This window comes from Paenibacillus sp. FSL M7-1455 (assembly GCF_038004655.1).
GTDB classification, from domain to species: Bacteria; Bacillota; Bacilli; order Paenibacillales; family Paenibacillaceae; genus Paenibacillus_AQ; species Paenibacillus_AQ cookii.
Map to the genome: position 1 here is coordinate 3,829,933 of NZ_JBBORO010000001.1, position 18,807 is coordinate 3,848,739.

Genomic DNA, 18,807 nt, shown 5'->3' on the forward strand with positions numbered 1-18,807 from the left:
TCTTTTCTTCGGACATAGTATTGTCTACACGTCTGGAAAAGATTCGGTTCATTTGCTTTCCGGGGTAGTGCATCCTATGCCATGAATACGGCCAGGTCAGCGATTCGGTAGCCCTGCGGCGCCTCCGCAACGCTCTTGACGATCAGTCGCAGGGCTTTTGCCCCCTTGACGATCGGGAATTCGCTTTGTAAACGAGATGCCCGCTTCCAGAATCAGGTTCCTTCAGGGCCGAACGTTGATCCGTTACTTGAATCCACCCGTCCAAACCGTTCGCGGACACTTCGACCGCCCACTCGCAATGACAATCGGAAGCAAGGGTAAAACGTACCGTGTTAAATGATTTCGGCTCCATCCAATCCAAATAATACATGTGCGGCGCAGGGATGCCCGGCTTGCTCAAGACGCACGTATCCGGATTTCCGTCGTTCAGCGCGCAAATATGCGATTTCGCTTCATATAAATCTCCCCATACGATATCCGTCCCGCTCCCCGCCACCGCCGAGCGCGCCAGATTTTCGCCTTCCTGCGCCGTTTCCGCCGGGAATAGCTCCAACGGCATCCCTTCCCTTTTGTAAACGCGGAAATAATCGACGGCGAATTCCTTCGGATAAGGCACTGCAGGATCGAGTTCGCCGACCCATCCACCGTCGGATTCGTTGATCTGGAGCAGCGTGACCATCGGGTAGTCCGGAGATTGGTTCGTCTGCCATATTTTTTGGTTATCCAAATAAAAAGCCATGCCGTTTTCATCCCATTCGAAGCCGTAAACGTGGAACCCGCCGGACAAATCGGTTTCGGCACGGTAAGGCTGATGCTCGTATTTTAATTTAGGATCGCGCAGCGCGTGCAAGGTCGAGTTCATGACATGCGTATCTTTGCCGAGCACTTCGAAAATGTCCACTTCGGCGTTTTGTTGCAGCTGGTTTTCGAAGCCGATCATCCACCAGGCCGAATTGATTCCGCTGCCTTTCGCGACTTTGGCCCGCAGCTCGAAATAACCGTATTTCGTCACCAGATTCATGGCAGGCCTTACGTGCCTGCGCAGCTCCAGTTGCTCCCAGAAACGGTGAAGCCCGTCCCGCATGCCGGTGGCCACGGCTGAAATCCTTTTTTGGGCGTCCGGCAGCTGCAGCACGAGACAGGAATCCCTGAGCTCGTAAGCTGCCTCATTTTCTCCAGGCCCGTACCAATGCGCCAACCCGTAAGGCAAAAACTTTCTTTCATCGAATGCCGTTCCTTCGAATTCTTCCTGGAAAACCAGCTGCCATCCTTCCTTTTGCGGCGGGTTTGCCGGGAAGCCGGGCGCGTGCGGATTGCTATTCATTCCAATTTCCTCCTTATAAATCGTTCTTCAAATCGTTAGGTATACCGGCTGGCTCAAGACAGCCGCTTCGCGAATGTATTTTTTCAATTATGCGCAGTATGCGCTTTCATTGTAATATGGATGACCCTTAAGCGAAATGTCAATTTTCTTACTTGATTTTCGTTTTATTGACTTGTTTGGGCATAAGGAAAATAAAAACCGCCGGAAAGATTTCTTTCCGGCGGTTTCGTCAAGCGTTCCCGAGTCTATCTATTTTTTAATCCACGTCATCGATCGTCAGCTGCCTTCCGTCCAGCTTTTCGAACAGCAGCTGCGTCTCCTCTTCCAGGTTTTCCGTGCTTTCGAACAGCTGCGGCTCCGGCAAATCCTGAAGGCTGGGAAGACCGAAATAATCCAGAAACGATTTCGTCGTCCCGTATAAAATCGGTCTGCCGATCGCCTCGGCTCGCCCCGTTTCCTCGATCAAATCCTTGTTTACCAAGGTTTGAATGGCACGCTCCGATTTGACCCCGCGGATCTCTTCGATTTCCACGCGCGTGATCGGCTGACGGTAAGCGACGATCGCCAGCGTTTCCAGCGCTGCCTGGGACAGCGACGAACGGGAAGGCGAATAGGCGAGTTTTTCGTAATAGGAGGCATGGTCCGCAAGCGTCGCCAGCTGGTAGCTGCCGGCGATTTGCATCACCTGGATGCCGCGCTGCTGCCGCTCGAAATCCTCCTTCAATTCTTTTAACGCGTCTTCGACCAGTTCCGGCCTGTGATCCACGATTTCGGCGATCTGTTTGACCGTGAGTCCTTCATCCCCCGCGAGAAACAGCAGCCCCTCAATAATCGATTTCAATTTCGGAAAGTCCATGAAGCTGCTCCCCTCCTCTCCATTCCATTACGATATCATCGAACAGCTTTTCCTGGTAGCACAGGATTTGCTTCATTTTCATCAGCTCCAAAATTGCCAAAAAAGTCACGACGATCTCATGCCTTACCATGTCTTCGTGCAATAGCCGGGAAAACAGCACTTTCCCCCCAGGGCCCGACTCCGAAAGAACGTCCACGACCTGCCGGATCCGGTCCTTAACCGAGATTTCGTCGCGTTGGATCCGGGTGTAGCTTGTCCGACGCACCGCTTTGCGGAGCGCCTTCTGAAAGGCGGCGACCAGGTCCGCGGCATGCAGCCCCCGCACCGGGTTTTCGTTCACCTGCGGCACCCAGGGCGTCAAATCTTCGGGTTCTTTGGCATAAATCAGGCTGCGCTCCCATTCCCGTTCCTGCAAATGTTTGGCGATGCCTTTGTATTTTCGGTATTCGATCAGCTTCTGCACCAGCTCCGCGCGCGGATCGACGTCTTCCTCCTCGTAAAAATCGAATTCATCCATTTCGAACACCGGCGGTTTCGGCAGGAGCAGCTTGCTTTTAATGGACAACAGCGTTGCGGCCATGACGAGAAATTCGCTCGTAATATCGAGCTCCAGCTCCTGCATGGTGTGCAAATATTCCATGTATTGATCGGTAATCTCGCTGACGGGGATATCCTGGATATTGATTTCCGCTTTGTCTATCAGGTGAAGGAGCAAATCGAGCGGACCCTCAAATGTCTCCAGTTTATATAATACTGTGTTCACGGCTTATCCTCCGTCCATAAAATGAGCTTCTATATTATATATTAAAAAAATGCAGTGCCCCGTGTAAAGGCGCTACATTTAAATAAGCACGATATCGCCGCATTCGTCAAGCCGGCCCGTCCCCGCCGCATCAGCCCTTTAGGGCTCCCGCCGTCAACCGGCCCGTGATTTGCCGTTGATAGATGACGTGCAATCACGATAACGGGAACCATCAAAATCGGCAGTCCGGCGAACACAAGCCCACGCCGTCCGGTACCGCATTTCGCCCGGCATCGCCGCAATTCAGGCGGGAATGGTATCCGGGTTCGGCTTCATTCGGCAATTACAGCAAAAGCATCGCTTCCGCGCAAAAAAGGCACCCTTCAATGCCGAAGGATGCCCTATGCTGCCGTTAACCGGCCTTCATTTTATTTGAACTGCTTCGTCAGGTTCGCCATCTCGATCGCCGATACCGCCGCCTCGTAACCTTTGTTGCCGGCTTTGGTGCCTGCGCGTTCCACGGCCTGTTCGATGCTGTCCGTCGTCAAAACGCCGAAGATGACCGGAACGCCGGTTTTCAGGCTCGTTGCCGCTACGCCCTTGGCGACCTCGTTGCACACGACGTCATAATGGGAAGTTGCCCCGCGAATGACCGTGCCCAGCGTGATGACGGCGTCATATTTGCCGCTTTCGGCCATTTTGCTGGCGATCAGCGGAATTTCGAAAGCTCCTGGCACCCAGGCGACATCCACTTCTTCGTCCAAAGCCCCGTGCCGCTTGAGTCCGTCCAAGGCCCCGCTAAGCAGCTTGCTTGTAATAAATTCGTTGAATCTGCCTACCACGATTCCGTATTTCAGTCCGCTCGATACCAAATTTCCTTCAAAAATATGCGTCATGTTTCATCAACCTTTCGTTCTGGAGTGTATTTGTTTATTCTCATGCCTTGACTTGGGCCATGCGCCCGACGAGTGTTTACAGATTCAGCATATGGCCAAGCTTTGCCCGTTTCGTTTGCAGATAACGGCTGTTGTCCTTCCCGGCCTCCATCTGGATCGGCACCCGCTCCACCACCTCGAGGCCATGGCCTTCAAGGCCTTTGATTTTCCGCGGATTGTTGGTCAACAGACGGATTTTCGATACGCCCAAATCTTTCAAAATTTGCGCGCCGATCCCGTAATCGCGCAGGTCTGCCGGAAATCCGAGCTGCAGGTTCGCATCCACCGTATCCAGTCCCTGCTCCTGCAATTCGTAAGCCTTCAGCTTGTTGATCAAACCGATGCCCCGGCCCTCCTGTCTCATGTACAGCAGAACGCCGGTACCCTCCTGCTCGATCTGGCGCAGCGCGGCGGCGAACTGCGGGCCGCAGTCGCAGCGCAGCGAATGGAAGACGTCGCCGGTCAAACATTCGGAGTGGACCCGGACGAGCACCGGCTCGTCGCCCGAAATCGTTCCCTTCACGAGTGCGAGATGTTCCTTGTCGTCCACGTCGTTGGTGTAGGCAACAGCCTTGAATTCGCCGAATTCCGTCGGCATCCGCACCTCGGCCGCCCGGTGCACCAGCTTCTCCCGCTCATTTCGGTATTTGATCAAGTCCTGGATGGAAATGAGCCTCAGCCCATGTTTTTTTGCGATCCCCTGCAGATCCGGCAGTCTTGCCATCGTGCCGTCTTCTTTCATGATTTCGCAGATGACGCCGGCCGGTGCCGAACCGCTCAATACGGCCAGGTCCACCGCAGCTTCCGTATGTCCTGCGCGCCGCAGGACGCCGCCGTCTTTGGCGATCAAAGGAAACATATGTCCCGGACGCCGAAAATCCGCCGGAGCCGCCGCCGGGTCGATCAGCGCCTTGGCCGTCAGCGACCGTTCCTGCGCCGAAATCCCCGTCGTCGTATTTCTATGGTCCACCGACACCGTAAAGGCCGTGCCGTGGTGATCCGTGTTCTGGGACGTCATCGGCATCAGCTCGAGCGCCTCCGCCCGTTCCCTTGCCAGAGGGACGCAGACAAGCCCGCGGCCTTCGGTAACCATGAAATTGATCACCTCCGGCGTCGCTTTTTCCGCAAGAGCCACAAAATCCCCCTCGTTTTCCCGGTCCTCGTCATCCACGACGATGATCACCTTGCCGGACCGGAGATCCTGAATCGCGTCTTCAATCGGGTCAAAATGAATTGGTTCCATGATGTTCGTTACCCCCTTTTGTAGTTGCGTTGTCGGCAGCCCTGCGCGTTACGCAAAACCGTTGGACGCCAGCATATCCAGCGTTATGCCGGACCGCTCCGCGCCTTTGCCGGACGCCGCCGGCCCTAACAGCGCATGCACGTATTTGCCGATAATGTCGCATTCGATATTGACGACGCTGCCCGGCTTCAGGCCGGATAATCCGGTTTCCTGAAGCGTGTGCGGTATGACCGACACGGCGAAGCTTTCACCGTCGGTGTCGGCAATCGTCAGACTGACTCCATCCACCGTGACGGAACCTTGCGGGATGATGAATTTGGACAAGTCCGGTTTATCCGGTACGATCTCGATCAGCACCGCGTTCTGCTCCTTGGACAGTCGCCGGACCGTACCGGTCATGTCGGCATGCCCCTGAACCAGATGGCCGCCGAATCGTCCGCCTGCTTTCATCGCCCGCTCGAGATTGATGCGGCTTCCCGGCTTCAGCAGCCCCAGATTGGAATGGCGGTACGTCTGGGGCGTGACGTCGACGGAAAAAACGCCGCCGCCGATTTTCGTGGCGGTCAGGCAGACTCCGTTCACCGCGATGCTGTCGCCGATCCGGATGTCGTCCATGATGGCGGAAGCCTTGATCGTTAAAACCATGGCCTCCCCTTGCCTTGCAATGCCATCCAAAATCCCGATTTCTTCAACCAAACCGGTAAACATGACGTCTCCCTCCTCCTTATTGTTTTTCCCCATTCGAGCTGGCGGGCCACGCCGGTTTTCCCGAAACGAGAATGTTGTCCCCGACCTGCTCGACCTGAAGTTCATTTAACGTAATCGCATCGGCCATGCGGCGGATGCCTTCAAAATCGAAATTATGCGGGGCATGCTTGCCGCCGACGATTTTCGGAGCGATATACATTACGATTCGGTCCGCCAGGCGCGCCTGCAGCAGCTCCCCGTTCAGCGTCCCGCCGCCTTCGACCAGGATGGAGCCGATTTCCCGGCGGCCAAGCTCCTCCAAAGCGGTTCTCAGATCCACGCGAGGCCCCGCGCCGCAGGCGACGACCTCCGCCCCGAGTTCCTCCAGCATCCTGCGCCGTTCTGCCGGCGCCTGCTCCGTCGTCAACACGACGATGGGCGAGGTGCCATCCTTGAACATTTTGGCTTCGGCCGGCATGCGAAGCCCGGAGTCGACGACGATCCGTACCGGCTGCAAGCCTTCCGCGCGTTCATGCCGCGTCGTCAGGCTGGGATCGTCGGCCAGAACCGTTCCGATCCCGACCATGATCGCCTGATGCCGATGGCGAAGGGCATGCGCCTGAAGCCGGGCTTCCGCGTTTGATATCCACTTGCTGTCGCCCGTGTCGGCGGCGATTTTCCCGTCCAACGTGCTTGCCGTCTTGATCGTCACGTAAGGCAGCTTTGTCGTGATATACTTCGCGAACTTTTCGTTCAGGCGAAGCGCCCGTTCCCGCAGCACGCCGACATCGACTTCGATTCCGTGACGGCGGAGCCGTTCGATCCCGGAGCCCGCGACGACGGGATTCGGATCTTCGCAAGCGACGACGACCCGCTTCACCTTGGCTTTGATCAACAGGTCGCTGCATGGCGGGGTTTTGCCGTGATGGCTGCAGGGCTCCAGCGTGACGTACACCGTGCTGCCTTCGGCCTGATCGCCGGCCATTCGGACGGCATGCACTTCCGCATGCGCGGTTCCTCGCTGCAGATGCGTCCCGAGTCCGACAAGCGCGCCGCCTTTGACGATCACGCAGCCCACGACCGGATTGATTCCCGTCTGCCCCTGCGCGCGTTCGGCCATATCCAGCGCCAGGGACATGTAAAATTCGTCGTTCACGGGGAGTTCCATCGCGCAAGTCCCCTCCTTTCCGTTCTTTTGCCTGATCAACCAGGCAACAAAAAAGCCCTCCGGATACCATCCGGGGGCTTGTCGAGAGTAAGCTAAAGACACGCGAATAAAGCTTCGCCCAATCATCATCATAGGCGTACCCGCAACCGGGAACGGCAAAACAAAGCGAGCCTGAGTCACTTGCTTCATCCGAGACGCGACGCGAAAACGGGACCTCCTTGAAGATCGAATCCGGAGTCATCAAAAAACCCGTTTTCCGATATTCCAAGAACGAACGTCCTGAAAACACGTAAAAAAGACACGTCTATGCCGCAGCTTTATTGGTGCAAACGCATAAGCATATGTACCATGCGCTTTCGCTCCTTCTCCCATCCAGACTATACTGTCGGTCCCGGATTTGCACCGGGTCCACCGTACGCGGGCGCTAAAGGCCACGCGGCCGGGTCACGGACTAAGATGCACCAGTTTCATGGCCGTACGCCATAAACGAAATGCATCATCACCGCCGGTAGGGAATTTCACCCTGCCCCGAAGGAATAAACCAATCATGCGTATGAAATTGTTGGAAAGCCTGCTGAAAAAGATCAAGCCGCTTTCTAAAAGAAATGTTACCACCACTTCGGCCAAATTGCAACCTTTGCCCCGCGAAGCCGGTCCTATGGCTCGCAAACGCCTGCAACGAAAGGCTTTCGGACTTCATCAAACGAAAAAAAGCCGACGCCGGTAAGTACCGGCGCCGGCTGTGCCGTTCGCTGACGGTCAAGCCAAAACGTTCCGAAGAGGCGATGCCCTTCTTATTGTTCGTCCCAAACTTTGACTTCTTTCATTTTGTCGCCCGGTCTGATCGCGTCGACAAGCTCCATGCCTTTCGTCACTTTGCCGAAAACGGTATGCACGCCGTCCAGGTGATGCTGCGGCTCGTACACGATAAAAAATTGGCTGCCGCCCGTGTTGCGTCCGGCATGCGCCATGGACAACACGCCTCTCTCGTGCTTCGTCGTGTTCGTTGCGGTTTCGCAATCGATGGTGTAACCCGGGCCGCCGGTGCCGTTTCCGATCGGGCAGCCGCCTTGCGCCACGAAACCAGGAATCACGCGGTGGAACGTCAGGCCGTTATAAAAGCCGGAATTCGCCAGCTTTTCAAAGTTTGCCACCGTGTTCGGCGCTTCTTGCGGCAAAAATTCTATTTCAACTACTCCGCCTTTTTCAAGTTCAATCGTACCTTTTTTCATCGGTATTCACTTCCTCCGGATATTTTCGTTTATTGGATGCTGCTTCATTCGCCAATGGACAAACACCGGTACAAGCATGTCCGCCGTTTGGACTCACTACCTGATTGTATCTTACATGCAGACCCTTTTGCAATGATTTCGGGAAACGAAAAAGACCATTTCCGCATTCCCCAATACAGAAATGATCTTTTCCGTGTTTTGTTCTTCACCAATTCTTGCTTTTTAACGACGGCTGTTCCCGATCTCTCGGACCGCTGTAAATCCTTACTTCAGGACAGCCTGCTTGCTGATCCGCTCCGGGATGACGTCGTTGCCGACGATATCCTGCAGCGTTTCGCGGCGGACGACCAGATCGCTTTCGCCCTCGCGGACGAATACGACCGCCGGACGGCGAATGCGGTTATAGTTGCTGGCCATGGAATAGTTGTACGCTCCCGTGCAGGAAACAGCCAGCAGGTCTCCGCTGTTTACTTTGGGCAGGTCCAGGTCCCAGATCAGCATGTCGCCGCTTTCGCAGCATTTTCCGGCAATGGAAACCGTCTCTTCGACCGGATCGTTCGCGCGGTTGGCGAGCAGCGCTTCATATTTGGATTCGTACAAAGCGGGACGCGGATTGTCCGTCATGCCGCCGTCTACGGCCACATATTTGCGGACGCCCGGAATGTCCTTGCTCGTTCCGACCGTGTAAAGCGTCGTGCCGGCGTCGCCGACGATGCTCCGGCCCGGCTCCACCCAAATTTCGGGAAGCTCGGAAGACCATCCGGAAAAATGGGTTTTAACCGCATCGGTGATCGCTTTTACGTATTGCGAAACCTCAAGCGGCGTATCCCCGTCCACATAGCGGATCCCGAAACCTCCGCCCAGGTTGACCACCTTGAACTGCACGGCAAGCTGCTCGGACACGCTTTTTGCGAATTCCGCCACTCGTTGCACCGCCATTTCAAAGCCTTCAACCTCGAAGATTTGGGAGCCGATGTGGGAATGAACGCCGAGCAGCTCCAGGTTCGACTGTTCGGAGGCCAGCTTCACGGCTTCGAATGCCGATCCGTTGCCGATGTCGAAGCCGAACTTGGAATCGGTTTGACCCGTGGAGATGTACTCATGGGTATGCGCTTCGACGCCCGGCGTTACGCGGAGCAAAATTTGCACGCGCACGTTTTTCTCGGCCGCGACCGCATTCAAGAGGTGCAGCTCCACCAAGTTGTCCACAACGAAGCAGCCGATTTCGGCGTCGATCGCCATTTCGATTTCCTCCAGCGTTTTGTTGTTGCCGTGGAAATGAATGCGTTTGGCCGGAAATCCTGCCTGCAGCGCGGTGTAAAGCTCCCCGTCGGATACCACATCAAGCGACATGCCTTCCTGGTCTGCGATGCGGCACATGGCCATCGTGCAAAACGCTTTGCTTGCATAAGCGACCTGGAATTTCAGGCCGGATGCGCGGAAAGCTGCGATGTACTGCTGGCAGCGCTGACGCACGAGCTCTTCGTCCACGATATAAAGCGGTGTTCCGTATCGGGCCTTGAGTTCCGTCACGTCGCAACCGCCGATTTCCAGATGCCCTGCTGCGTTTATTTGACTTGTACCATGTAAGAACATAATTCAGCATCCCTTCGCTTTCTGTGGAAAATCAAACTTCCATCTGAACTTTTACATCAGTATAACAGACAACGGAAGAGAATGAATGGATTTTTAAGCAAAACATTTGTATTTTTTCTACGATTGATCCGTATTGTCCGGGTTAGGCGCCATTTTCGTGTTATCCCGCGTTTTGTTGAAGGATGGCCTTTTCTTCGCCTCCAGCAGCGGAAAACGGAATAATACGCTCGCCAGCGCCTTTGCATTAAAAGGTATAAACGGCCACAAATACGAAGAATTGTACGATCGGTGCAGCGTCAGCAGCAAAACGAGCAGCGTCGTGCCGATGACGAACCCCTGCACCTTAAAGAGCGCAACGGCCACCAGAAGCACCAGGCGCACCAGCCGGTTGGCCAGCCCGAGCTCATAGCTTGGCGTCGCAAACATGCCGATGGCCGCAACGGCCATATAGAGCACGACTTCGTTGACGAACAATCCGGTTTTGACCGCGATGTCGCCGACGAGGATGGCCGCGATCAACCCCATGGCGGACGCCAGCGGCGTAGGGGTGTGGACGGCCGCCAGCCGCAGCAGGTCCACCCCGAATTCGACCATCAGAAACTGGGCGACCAAAGGAACTTTGCCATGGTCATGAGGCCCGATGAACTGGAGAAAGCCCGGCTTCAATTCCGGATTGGCCACCAACAGCATCCATAAGGGCAGCAAAAACATGGAAGCGACGATCCCGAGAAAACGGATCCACCTTAAATACGTGCCCATAAATGCCGTTTGCCGGTTTTCCTCGGCATGCTGGCACAGGTCGAAAAAGGTGGTCGGCATGACCATGACGCTCGGCGACGTATCGACGAACACGGCCACGCGCCCCTCCAAAATATGCGAAGCCACCACGTCGGGCCGCTCCGAATACCGGACCAGCGGATACGGATGCCAGCCTTTGTTGATGATCGCCTCCTCCAGCTGCTTATCCGCCTGCGGCAGCCCTTCGATGTCCAGGCCTTTGATTTTTTCCCGGATCGAATCGACCTGCACTTTATCGACGATATCGTCAATATATGCAATGCACACGTCCGTACGTGTACGTCTACCTACCTGGACCAGTTCCGCTTTGAATCCGGGATCGCGGACGCGGCGGCGGACAAGGGCGATATTGCTGAGCAGCGTCTCGACAAAGCCGTCCCTGGAGCCCCGTACCACCCTCTCGATGCTCGGTTCCTCCGGGCTGCGCACCGGGAAGGTGCGCGTATCCAGCACGATGGCCGCCTGCTCGCCTTCGATGTACAGGGCGGACATGCCCATCAGCACCTTGTTGATCGTGGAGCTAAGCTTCTTTTCGACTTCCACCTGAATATGCGGGATATAACATTCGAAAAAGGCTTTCAGCGCATCGGTCGTCAATTGATCCGCCGACAGATAGGTCAGCCGCTTCAAAATTTCGAGCATGATGTTGTCTTTGGCGAACCCGTTGACGAAAAACAGCCCCGTGCGCTGCCCCGCCAGCGTCATCTCGCGGAACACGATGTCAAAGGAGGTCCCGAGTCCCACCACTTCCTTTAACGTCGCCTTCGTTTGGTCGAGGCTCCCCGAAATGTCGTCCGTCTTTTGCCAGTAGATGACCGATTCCTCGACCGAGTCGGAGTGCTCCTTTTCCCGCTTTTTCTCCTCGGCTTTGGCCGGACCCTTCTGCCGCTGCCCTTCCGCCGCCTTCATGTTTGACCCGTTCCCGGGATCATGGCCATTCCCATCGCCTGCGTTTGAACTCGAGGCCGCCTCTCCCTCTGCTTCCTCCGCGTCGCCGTACGACATCGCCACGGCCGGTTTTGCCGGATCCTCCATGCCTGTTCGTTCGTTTTCATGTTCGTTCATGATCCACGCACCCCTTTCGCGTCTTACTTTCTGTACACAAACCAGTCAAACAACGAGCCTGCCACTTTCCCCGTCACCATCGCCATCAAAAGGCCGAATAAAAAGCGGATCATCTTCAGCCGCTTCGCCAAAATCGGCAGGACGTTCAGCACCTCGGTCAAAGCCGCGGCCAACAGGCCGATAAACACGCCGTGGAACAAACCGACGACCAGACCCGACCATGGGCCCAGCGACAGCTTCCAATTCCAAAAATCAAACACGGTCCCCACCAGCGACCCCGCGACCATCGCCCCTTCGTACCAGTGTACCTGGTGGTATGAACGCGTCAGTTGGGCAAGCCTCGGAATCATGTCCAGCACGATAAACAAGGCGATCACGCCGCCGCCGACGGCAATGCCTCCTGCAATGCCCAGCAAAATTTGCACCAGCATACCAAATGCCGTCGTGTTCAATGCGGTTCACCCTTGTTTTGCGATGCTTTCATCCGTTTGTATTCCTGGGCGACGACAAACTGATCGATGTTTTCCTGGTAAAGGAACATTTCCACCTCTAGCGGGGTCGGCTCCTCGTTCCATTTTTTCTTGAACAGATGGTTGAAAAAAATGACCATGCCAAACCCGATGCCAAACGAATAAGCCGCCTGGAACAGGTAAGGATGCTCGTCCCGTTTGCCCGTCAACATTTCCACCGTCCGGATCTGAACCTCCTGCATGTTGACGTCCGCATGAAAATTCATGATCGTCAGCGCGGAGCCGAAAAAAAGAAGGAGCCAAACGAGCAAAAACAGCGCGAGGGAAGGCTTCCGCGGATTTTGGACGACCTCCACCAGCACGTGGTTTTGCCCGATCGGTTCGATTTTCACCCCGGGGATAAGCTCCTGCACCTTCGGTATGATTTGCATAAGGTCGATAAGCAGTAAATTGCCGTCCCATTTTTGCGGCTCGACCAGCTCCAAATTGCGAAGCGGCGCCTCCCACTCCGGGTCGCTCAGGATCCGGGCGACATGCCCAAGCGTCACGACCCTGCCCTGCGTGATCGGCACGCGGCTGCGCAGCTGCAGGTACACCGTAGGAGCCGAATTCGATGACATTCCTATCACTCCTTTGCTGCCTCAATGACGTTAGTATAGGAAAAAGCTCCGTTTTCTACTCCATCGATACCATTCCTGGACGTTTTCCCTTGTTTCCGGAAAAAGCCAAATCCACTAAAAACAAAAACGGACCGGCCCAAGGAAAAACATCCTTGGAACCGGTCCGCCGCGCGTTTACTGCGCAATCTGATCGCGGATCAGCTGCAATATTTTCTTTTCCAGGCGCGACACCTGCACCTGGGATATGCCAAGCCTAGAGGCCACCTCCGATTGGGTCTGATCCCGGTAATACCGCAGGTACACGATCAGCTTCTCGCGTTCGGAAAGGCCGTCGATCGCTTCGTTCAGGGCCAGCTTGTCGAACCAGCGCTCCTGCGTATCGTCGGCGATTTGGTCCATCAGCGTAATCGGATCGCCGTCGTTCTCAAAGACGGTTTCATGGATCGAGGTCGGGGGCTTGTTTGCCTCTTGGGCAAATACCACTTCCTCCGGCGTGACCCCGAGTTCTTCGGCCACTTCCTTCACGGTCGGCAGCCGATCCAGGTGTTTCGACAGCTCGTCTTTTTTCTTCCGGACTTTGTTCGCCATTTCCTTCAGCGAGCGGCTTACCTTAAGCGTGCCGTCGTCCCGGAGGAACCGCTGAATTTCGCCGATGATCATCGGCACGGCATACGTCGAAAATTTAACGTCGTAGCTCAAATCGAATTTATCCACCGATTTCAGCAGACCGATACAGCCGATCTGAAACAAATCCTCCGGCTCATAACCGCGGTTCATGAACCTTTGTACAACGGACCAGACGAGACGGATGTTGCAGTTTACCAGCGTATCGCGGGCCATGCTGTCTCCGGCCTGGCTCAGCGCGATCAGGCGTTTGACTTCCGCATCTTCCAGATAGGTCTGCGAAGGTTTTTTCACATCAGCATCCATGCGCCCAACCCCTAATTATACAAAGCTTTCTTGGATTCAATCCTTTTCTTCATCCTGATCGATGTACCGGAGCCGGGTTCGCTGGAAACTTCAAATTCGTCCATGAAGTTTTCCATGATCGTAAATCCCATCCCTGATCTCTCCAGTTCAGGCTTTGACGTGTACAGCGGTTGACGGGCCAAATCCAAATCCTCGATGCCCGCCCCTTTGTCTTCGACGGTGATGGTCACCGTATCGCCGACGATTTCGGCGTTGATCGTGACGATTCCTTCGGGATTGCCGTCATACCCGTGAATGATGCTGTTCGTGACCGCTTCGGAAATGACGGTTTTCAAATCGCTCAGCTCGTCCATGGTCGGGTCCAGCTGGGAGATAAACGCCGCGACCGTCACCCGCGCAAAGGATTCGTTTTCCGACTTGGCGGAAAATTGGAGCGTCATGAAATTGCGCTGCACCTCTTTTTTCTCCGTCATGACACGACCTCCAATCCCGAAAGCGCCTGGCCTTCGTTATCATAAATAGGCATGATCTTAAACAGCCCTGACATGTCCAACAGACGATAGACCGCCGCATTGACGTCGCATACGGCCATTTTTCCGCCTTTGCTTTTGATCAGCTTATACCGTCCCAAAATGACTCCCAAACCGGAACTGTCCATAAACTGCAAATTTTTAAAGCTGAGCACCAAATGCTCCGTTTGTCCTCTCTGGATCGCTTCGTCCAGCTGTAAACGGACATGGTCGGCGGTATGATGATCCAATTCGCCCGAAAGGCGGACGATCAATGTTTTGCGGTGATGCTCCATTTCCACTTGCAGATTCACGCCTGCTCACTCTCCTTCCTGTCGCTTGAACAAGGATTTCTACGCAGCGAAAAGAGATTCCTGCACCCCGACAAAACTAGAAGAAAACCGCTATCAATCTACAAGGAACAATTTCGAGGCCGTGCGCTTGAACAGCTTCCACCATCCGGCTTTGCCGACTTGCTCCGGCGATTTCAGCTCGAATTCCTTGAGAACTTTGTCGCCTTGATACACGACCAGCTTGCCAAGCACCTGTCCGGCCTGCACCGGCGCTTTGACTTCCTTCGGCACCTGCAGCTCGTGGCGGATGCCTTCGGCATTGGCCGTCCTTTTCAGCAGCACGCTGTAGTTTTGTCCGGCGGTTAAGGTCAGTTCCTTAACGTTCCCTTTGTTGACCTTGACCGTTCCGATCGTGTCGCCCGGTTTGAACAGGGTATGCATGCTGTATTGCGAGAACATGTAGTCGAACATTTTGGACACTTCTTCGTTGCGAGTCTTCGTGTTCGGTTCGCCGAGCACGACCGCCACCGCCCTCAGATCGCCTTTGACCGCCGTTGCGGACAGGCAAAATTTCGCTTCGGACGTGTATCCCGTTTTCAGCCCGTCGGCCCCCGAGTAGAACCGGACAAGCTTGTTCGTGTTGACCAGCCAGAACGGATTTTTGGAATCTTTGCGCAGGTAATCCTGGTAAGAGCCCGTGTATTTCGTAATGTCTTTATGTTTCAAAAGCTCGCGGCTGATGACGGCAATGTCGTGGGCCGAGGAGTAGTGGTTTTCGGCGGGCAGCCCGTTGCAGTTGGCAAAATGGGTATCCCTCAGCCCGAGCGCCTTCGCTTTGTCGTTCATCATTTGCACGAACGCTTCTTCGGTCCCCGCGATTTTTTCCGCGATGGCCACCGAAGCGTCGTTGCCCGATGCCATGGCGATGCCTTTAAGCATTTCGTCAACGGTCATTTCTTCGCCGGGCTCCAGGAAGATTTGCGAACCTCCCATGGAAGCTGCGTATTCGCTGGTGCGCACCTTGTCGGTCAGCTTCAGCTTGCCGGAGTCGATCGCCTCCATCGTAAGCAGCATCGTCATAATTTTGGTAATGCTGGCCGGCGGCAGTTTATCATGGCTGTTTTTCTCGTAAATAATAGTTCCCGTATTCGCATCCATAAGGATGGCGGACTTTGCGTTTGCCGCCAAATCCGCCTGCCCCGTCTGTTTGGCCTTTTCCTCCGCAAATCCTGCCTGCGGGAATGCCGCGGCCGACAGGCATGCCGACAGCACCACCGCCAATAGTGTCTTCCTCAAAATAAGTCCCCTCCTGACTCTCGTATTTTTGATCTTGAGAATTTTGCAAACCCGAAAAATAGCCGGCTGAAAACGAACGGAAGCGGAAATATGTTGCAAAATTCAAATCCTGCTGTTTTCCAGTGTCGTCAGGTTCCGAGAAAAATATTCCATGGATCGGCGGACTTATGAGGAAAATTTTGGGTAAAACGCAAAAAAATCCGCAGGTCACCTGACCTGCGGACATCCTTTCGGCATGTTGCCATAAGTACGCTAGAACATAAATTACATCTGCGGAATAACCGCCAGCACGAGGCTCAAAAACTTGTCCCGGGCCAGATCGGTCGTTTCCATCACTTCGTCGTGGGAAAGAGGCTGGTCCAAAATCCCCGCCGCCATGTTGCTGATGCAGGAGATGCCGAGTACCTCGAGGCCGGCGTGGCGCGCCACGATCGTTTCCGACACGGTCGACATACCTACGGCATCGGCGCCCAGCGTCCGCAGCATCCGGATCTCGGCCGGCGTTTCATACGAAGGCCCGAGCATGCCCGCATATACGCCTTCCTGCACCTCGATGCCTTTCGCGGCGGCGATCGTCTTGAGCGTCTGGCGCAAACGGCGGCTGTAGCCCTCCGACATATCCGGGAAACGCACGCCAAGCGCCGAATCGTTTGGACCGATCAGCGGGTTTCGGCCCGTCAGGTTGATATGGTCGGATATGACCATCAAATCGCCGGGCTTATAGGATGTATTTACGCCTCCCGCCGCGTTCGTGACGAGCAGGCTTTGCACGCCCAGTTCCTTCATGACGCGCACCGGGAACGCCGTTACTTCCGGACCGTATCCTTCATACATGTGGAAACGCCCTTTCATCATGACGACGGCGCGGCCTTCGATCGTTCCGAGCAAAAGCTCGCCGTCATGCCCTTCGACCGTCGATACCGGGAAATGCGGAATATCCTGATAAGGAATCGAAATGCCGTCCTGGATCAAATCCGCAAGAACGCCAAGCCCGGATCCGAGAATCAACCCCACCTCGGGTTTCAAACCGGTTTTGCCTTGAATGTAAGCCGCCGCTTCGCGGATCACTGTCTGATTAATCATTGTCATTTCCGTTTCGCTCCTTCGACATCGTTAAATACGCCCGCTCCCGCGGATGATGGCTTTGGTACACGTCCTTCATCGCTTTTTTGGTCAACAGGCTATAGATTGGAGCCGCGGACATATCGCTGTGCCCCAGCATCTCCTGGACGGAACGGATATCCGCCCCGTCCTCGAGCAGATGGGCTGCAAAGGAATGGCGCAGCGTATGCGGGGTAATATCCCCGTCAATGCGTGCTTCCGCGGCATATTTTTTTAATATTTTCCAAAACCCTTGGCGGGTCAGCCTTGTCCCAAGATTGTTCAGGAAAAGCCCGTTTTCCCGTTCATCCTTGACCAATTGAGGCCGTATCCGATGGATGTATGTACTCACGGCTTCGGCTGAAATGCTGCTGATCGGCAGCACCCGCTCCTTCCCCGAGCTGCTCGTGCAGCGGAGAAACTTCATGTCGGGATACACGTCTTCCACGTTAAGCGACGTCAGCTCGGAGACCTTCATCCCCGTCGCGTACAGCAGCTCCAGCATCGCCTTATCGCGGATTCCCGGCGAAGTCGAGAGGTCCGGCGCTGCCAGCAGGCGCTCCACCTGTTCGACGCTTAATATTTGCGGAACTTTTTTTTTCGGTTTCGGCGACTCCAAATACAGCGTAGGGTCCTGTTCCATCAAAGACTCCTTGACCATGTAATGAAAGAAGGAACGGAGCGAGACCAGCTTCCTCATGACCGTGGATGCCGTAAACCCGCTTTGCTTCATTTCATTCATATGCATGGATACATGCAGCTTTTTGATCTCGTCGACCGATTGAATCCCCTGCCGCGAGGCAAACTCGAAAAACTGCCGCAGATCGCGTTCATAGGACTCAAGCGTGCTTTGAGACAACCCCTTCTCTTCACCCAAATGGCGGATGAAGGATTCTACGTACTGTATCATAAGTCAAATAAAGCTCCTTCAAATAGATTTTGCAGATCCGTTCATGAATCGGACAGCCCCCCGGATTTCTTTGTCGTTCCCCTTACTCACCGTACCAATAAAAGAACCGCAGCCTGTCGCCCATCATTTCGCCCGCCGGGGCCTGGTCGGAGGGGTGGAAAGCCTTAACGGCATGCCCTTCCGGAATCCGGTAATGGTCGACCGGCGTAATCCATGCCCCAATCAGACTGAATAGCTGGTACAAAGCGTAGGTAAGCGCGGCAAAAACAAGCAGAAATTTCAATGTCGACAGGCATTTTCTCACCGATATAATCATTCGGATCACACCTTTCGGCTGATGGCTGGGAAAATCGAAAAAAGCGAAGCATAAGCGCTTCCCGTTACACAGCTTATGAACATGCGCCTTGCGATATGACAAGCCCTTCGCCCCCGCCTACCAAAAAAGCCCCCACCGGCAAACATCATGCCGGCGAGAGCTTGTGATCTTGGAGGATCGTGATCCGATGGATTAAAGTTTCGACTTGCCCGCTGTTTCGCTGTGTTCTTCCTCTTCTTTCGCCTTGCAGCGGTAACAGATGCCGTGGAAATCAAGCCGATGATCGGACACCGTAAAATTAAACTCGCGTTCCAGCCGCTCTTCCAGCGGCCCCAGCCAGTCCTCGCGGATTTCATCCATGCTGCCGCATTTCACGCAAATCAGATGATGATGGTGGTGTTTTGCGGTATCCGTCCGCAAATCATACCTTGCAACGCCGTCGCCGAAATTGATTTTTTCAACGACATGCAATTCACTTAGCAGCTCAAGGGTACGGTACACGGTAGCCAGACCGATTTCAGGAGCTTTTTCTTTGACGAGCATGAAGACGTCTTCCGCACTCAGGTGATCTTCTTCATTCTCGAGCAAAACTCTGACGGTCGCTTCCCGCTGGGGTGTCAGCTTATAGCCCTGGGATTGCAGTTGTTGTTTGATTTTATCGATCCGCGCTTCCATTTTCTCCCTCCCCACAGGAAAATCACTGTACCTTTGCTATA

At 54.8% G+C, this 18,807-nt stretch carries 21 protein-coding genes and 1 riboswitch; of the genes, 1 reads left to right on the forward strand and 20 read right to left on the reverse strand.

Translation table 11 applies throughout. From position 1 onward, the window contains the following. Positions 1–142: 142 nt before the first annotated feature. The 7 genes from NYE48_RS17620 to ribD form a co-directional block, all read right to left on the reverse strand. On the reverse strand, positions 143–1,324 hold the full coding sequence (locus NYE48_RS17620; RefSeq protein WP_340999591.1) for a glycoside hydrolase family 16 protein: 1,182 nt from the start codon (positions 1,322–1,324) through the stop codon (positions 143–145). A gap of 256 nt (positions 1,325–1,580) precedes the next feature. Continuing rightward, positions 1,581–2,180 carry an SMC-Scp complex subunit ScpB gene (scpB, locus tag NYE48_RS17625; RefSeq protein WP_036714552.1) on the reverse strand — a complete coding sequence of 200 codons (600 nt, stop codon included), beginning with the start codon at positions 2,178–2,180 and terminating at the stop codon, positions 1,581–1,583. Next, entirely contained in the window at positions 2,149–2,943 is a 795-nt protein-coding gene (locus NYE48_RS17630) for a segregation and condensation protein A (RefSeq protein WP_036714549.1), read from the reverse strand. Before NYE48_RS17630 ends, scpB begins: the two co-directional genes overlap by 32 nt. 407 nt (positions 2,944–3,350) lie before the next feature. Further along, a complete protein-coding gene (gene ribH / locus NYE48_RS17635; RefSeq protein ID WP_036714547.1) occupies positions 3,351–3,818 on the reverse strand; it encodes a 6,7-dimethyl-8-ribityllumazine synthase in 468 nt (155 codons plus the stop codon). Between the two features lie 76 nt (positions 3,819–3,894). Continuing rightward, positions 3,895–5,100, reverse strand: a complete 1,206-nt coding sequence (locus tag NYE48_RS17640; protein WP_340999592.1) for a bifunctional 3,4-dihydroxy-2-butanone-4-phosphate synthase/GTP cyclohydrolase II — start codon at positions 5,098–5,100, stop codon at positions 3,895–3,897. Positions 5,101–5,148: 48 nt separating this feature from the next. Next, a complete protein-coding gene (gene ribE / locus NYE48_RS17645; protein ID WP_340999593.1) occupies positions 5,149–5,808 on the reverse strand; it encodes a riboflavin synthase in 660 nt (219 codons plus the stop codon). A gap of 16 nt (positions 5,809–5,824) precedes the next feature. Beyond that, positions 5,825–6,955: a bifunctional diaminohydroxyphosphoribosylaminopyrimidine deaminase/5-amino-6-(5-phosphoribosylamino)uracil reductase RibD gene (gene ribD / locus NYE48_RS17650; RefSeq protein ID WP_212946871.1), complete on the reverse strand. Its 1,131-nt coding sequence runs from the start codon at positions 6,953–6,955 to the stop codon at positions 5,825–5,827. 356 nt (positions 6,956–7,311) lie between these two features. Then, a riboswitch (FMN riboswitch) is annotated at positions 7,312–7,495 on the reverse strand. 7 nt (positions 7,496–7,502) lie between these two features. On the opposite strand from ribD, the gene NYE48_RS17655 reads away from it, so the two are divergent. After that, positions 7,503–7,682 (forward strand): hypothetical protein, encoded by a 180-nt coding sequence (locus NYE48_RS17655; protein ID WP_212946873.1) that lies wholly within the window; start codon positions 7,503–7,505, stop codon positions 7,680–7,682. A 67-nt stretch (positions 7,683–7,749) separates the two neighbouring features. Here NYE48_RS17655 and NYE48_RS17660 read toward each other — a convergent pair whose 3' ends face one another. The 13 genes from NYE48_RS17660 to fur form a co-directional block, all read right to left on the reverse strand. Continuing rightward, entirely contained in the window at positions 7,750–8,187 is a 438-nt protein-coding gene (locus tag NYE48_RS17660) for a peptidylprolyl isomerase (protein WP_036714541.1), read from the reverse strand. Positions 8,188–8,451: 264 nt separating this feature from the next. Continuing rightward, positions 8,452–9,783, reverse strand: a complete 1,332-nt coding sequence (gene lysA / locus NYE48_RS17665) for a diaminopimelate decarboxylase (RefSeq protein WP_212946875.1) — start codon at positions 9,781–9,783, stop codon at positions 8,452–8,454. Between the two features lie 117 nt (positions 9,784–9,900). Next, positions 9,901–11,490 (reverse strand): spore germination protein, encoded by a 1,590-nt coding sequence (locus tag NYE48_RS17670; protein ID WP_212947425.1) that lies wholly within the window; start codon positions 11,488–11,490, stop codon positions 9,901–9,903. A gap of 179 nt (positions 11,491–11,669) precedes the next feature. Further along, entirely contained in the window at positions 11,670–12,077 is a 408-nt protein-coding gene (locus tag NYE48_RS17675) for a stage V sporulation protein AB (protein WP_341000687.1), read from the reverse strand. Positions 12,078–12,094: 17 nt separating this feature from the next. After that, complete coding sequence (locus NYE48_RS17680; protein WP_036714540.1) at positions 12,095–12,736, reverse strand: stage V sporulation protein AA; 642 nt, start codon at positions 12,734–12,736, stop codon at positions 12,095–12,097. Between the two features lie 174 nt (positions 12,737–12,910). After that, a complete protein-coding gene (sigF, locus tag NYE48_RS17685) occupies positions 12,911–13,666 on the reverse strand; it encodes an RNA polymerase sporulation sigma factor SigF (protein ID WP_036714539.1) in 756 nt (251 codons plus the stop codon). A gap of 11 nt (positions 13,667–13,677) precedes the next feature. After that, the gene (gene spoIIAB, locus NYE48_RS17690) at positions 13,678–14,139 is read right to left on the reverse strand and encodes an anti-sigma F factor (RefSeq protein ID WP_036714538.1); all 462 of its coding nucleotides are present in this window, start codon (positions 14,137–14,139) and stop codon (positions 13,678–13,680) included. Beyond that, positions 14,136–14,489: an anti-sigma F factor antagonist gene (gene spoIIAA / locus NYE48_RS17695; protein WP_036714537.1), complete on the reverse strand. Its 354-nt coding sequence runs from the start codon at positions 14,487–14,489 to the stop codon at positions 14,136–14,138. The genes spoIIAB and spoIIAA overlap by 4 nt, the downstream gene beginning before the upstream one ends. 93 nt (positions 14,490–14,582) lie before the next feature. Continuing rightward, entirely contained in the window at positions 14,583–15,764 is a 1,182-nt protein-coding gene (locus tag NYE48_RS17700) for a D-alanyl-D-alanine carboxypeptidase family protein (protein ID WP_036714536.1), read from the reverse strand. Between the two features lie 264 nt (positions 15,765–16,028). After that, positions 16,029–16,853, reverse strand: coding sequence for a purine-nucleoside phosphorylase (locus NYE48_RS17705; RefSeq protein ID WP_212946876.1), 825 nt, complete (start codon positions 16,851–16,853; stop codon positions 16,029–16,031). Next, positions 16,840–17,775, reverse strand: coding sequence for a site-specific tyrosine recombinase XerD (xerD, locus tag NYE48_RS17710; RefSeq protein WP_036714534.1), 936 nt, complete (start codon positions 17,773–17,775; stop codon positions 16,840–16,842). Before xerD ends, NYE48_RS17705 begins: the two co-directional genes overlap by 14 nt. Before the next feature lie 82 nt (positions 17,776–17,857). Beyond that, positions 17,858–18,091 carry a DUF4227 family protein gene (locus NYE48_RS17715; protein ID WP_339324272.1) on the reverse strand — a complete coding sequence of 78 codons (234 nt, stop codon included), beginning with the start codon at positions 18,089–18,091 and terminating at the stop codon, positions 17,858–17,860. Positions 18,092–18,283: 192 nt separating this feature from the next. Further along, complete coding sequence (fur, locus tag NYE48_RS17720; protein ID WP_340999594.1) at positions 18,284–18,766, reverse strand: ferric iron uptake transcriptional regulator; 483 nt, start codon at positions 18,764–18,766, stop codon at positions 18,284–18,286. Positions 18,767–18,807 lie beyond the last annotated feature (41 nt).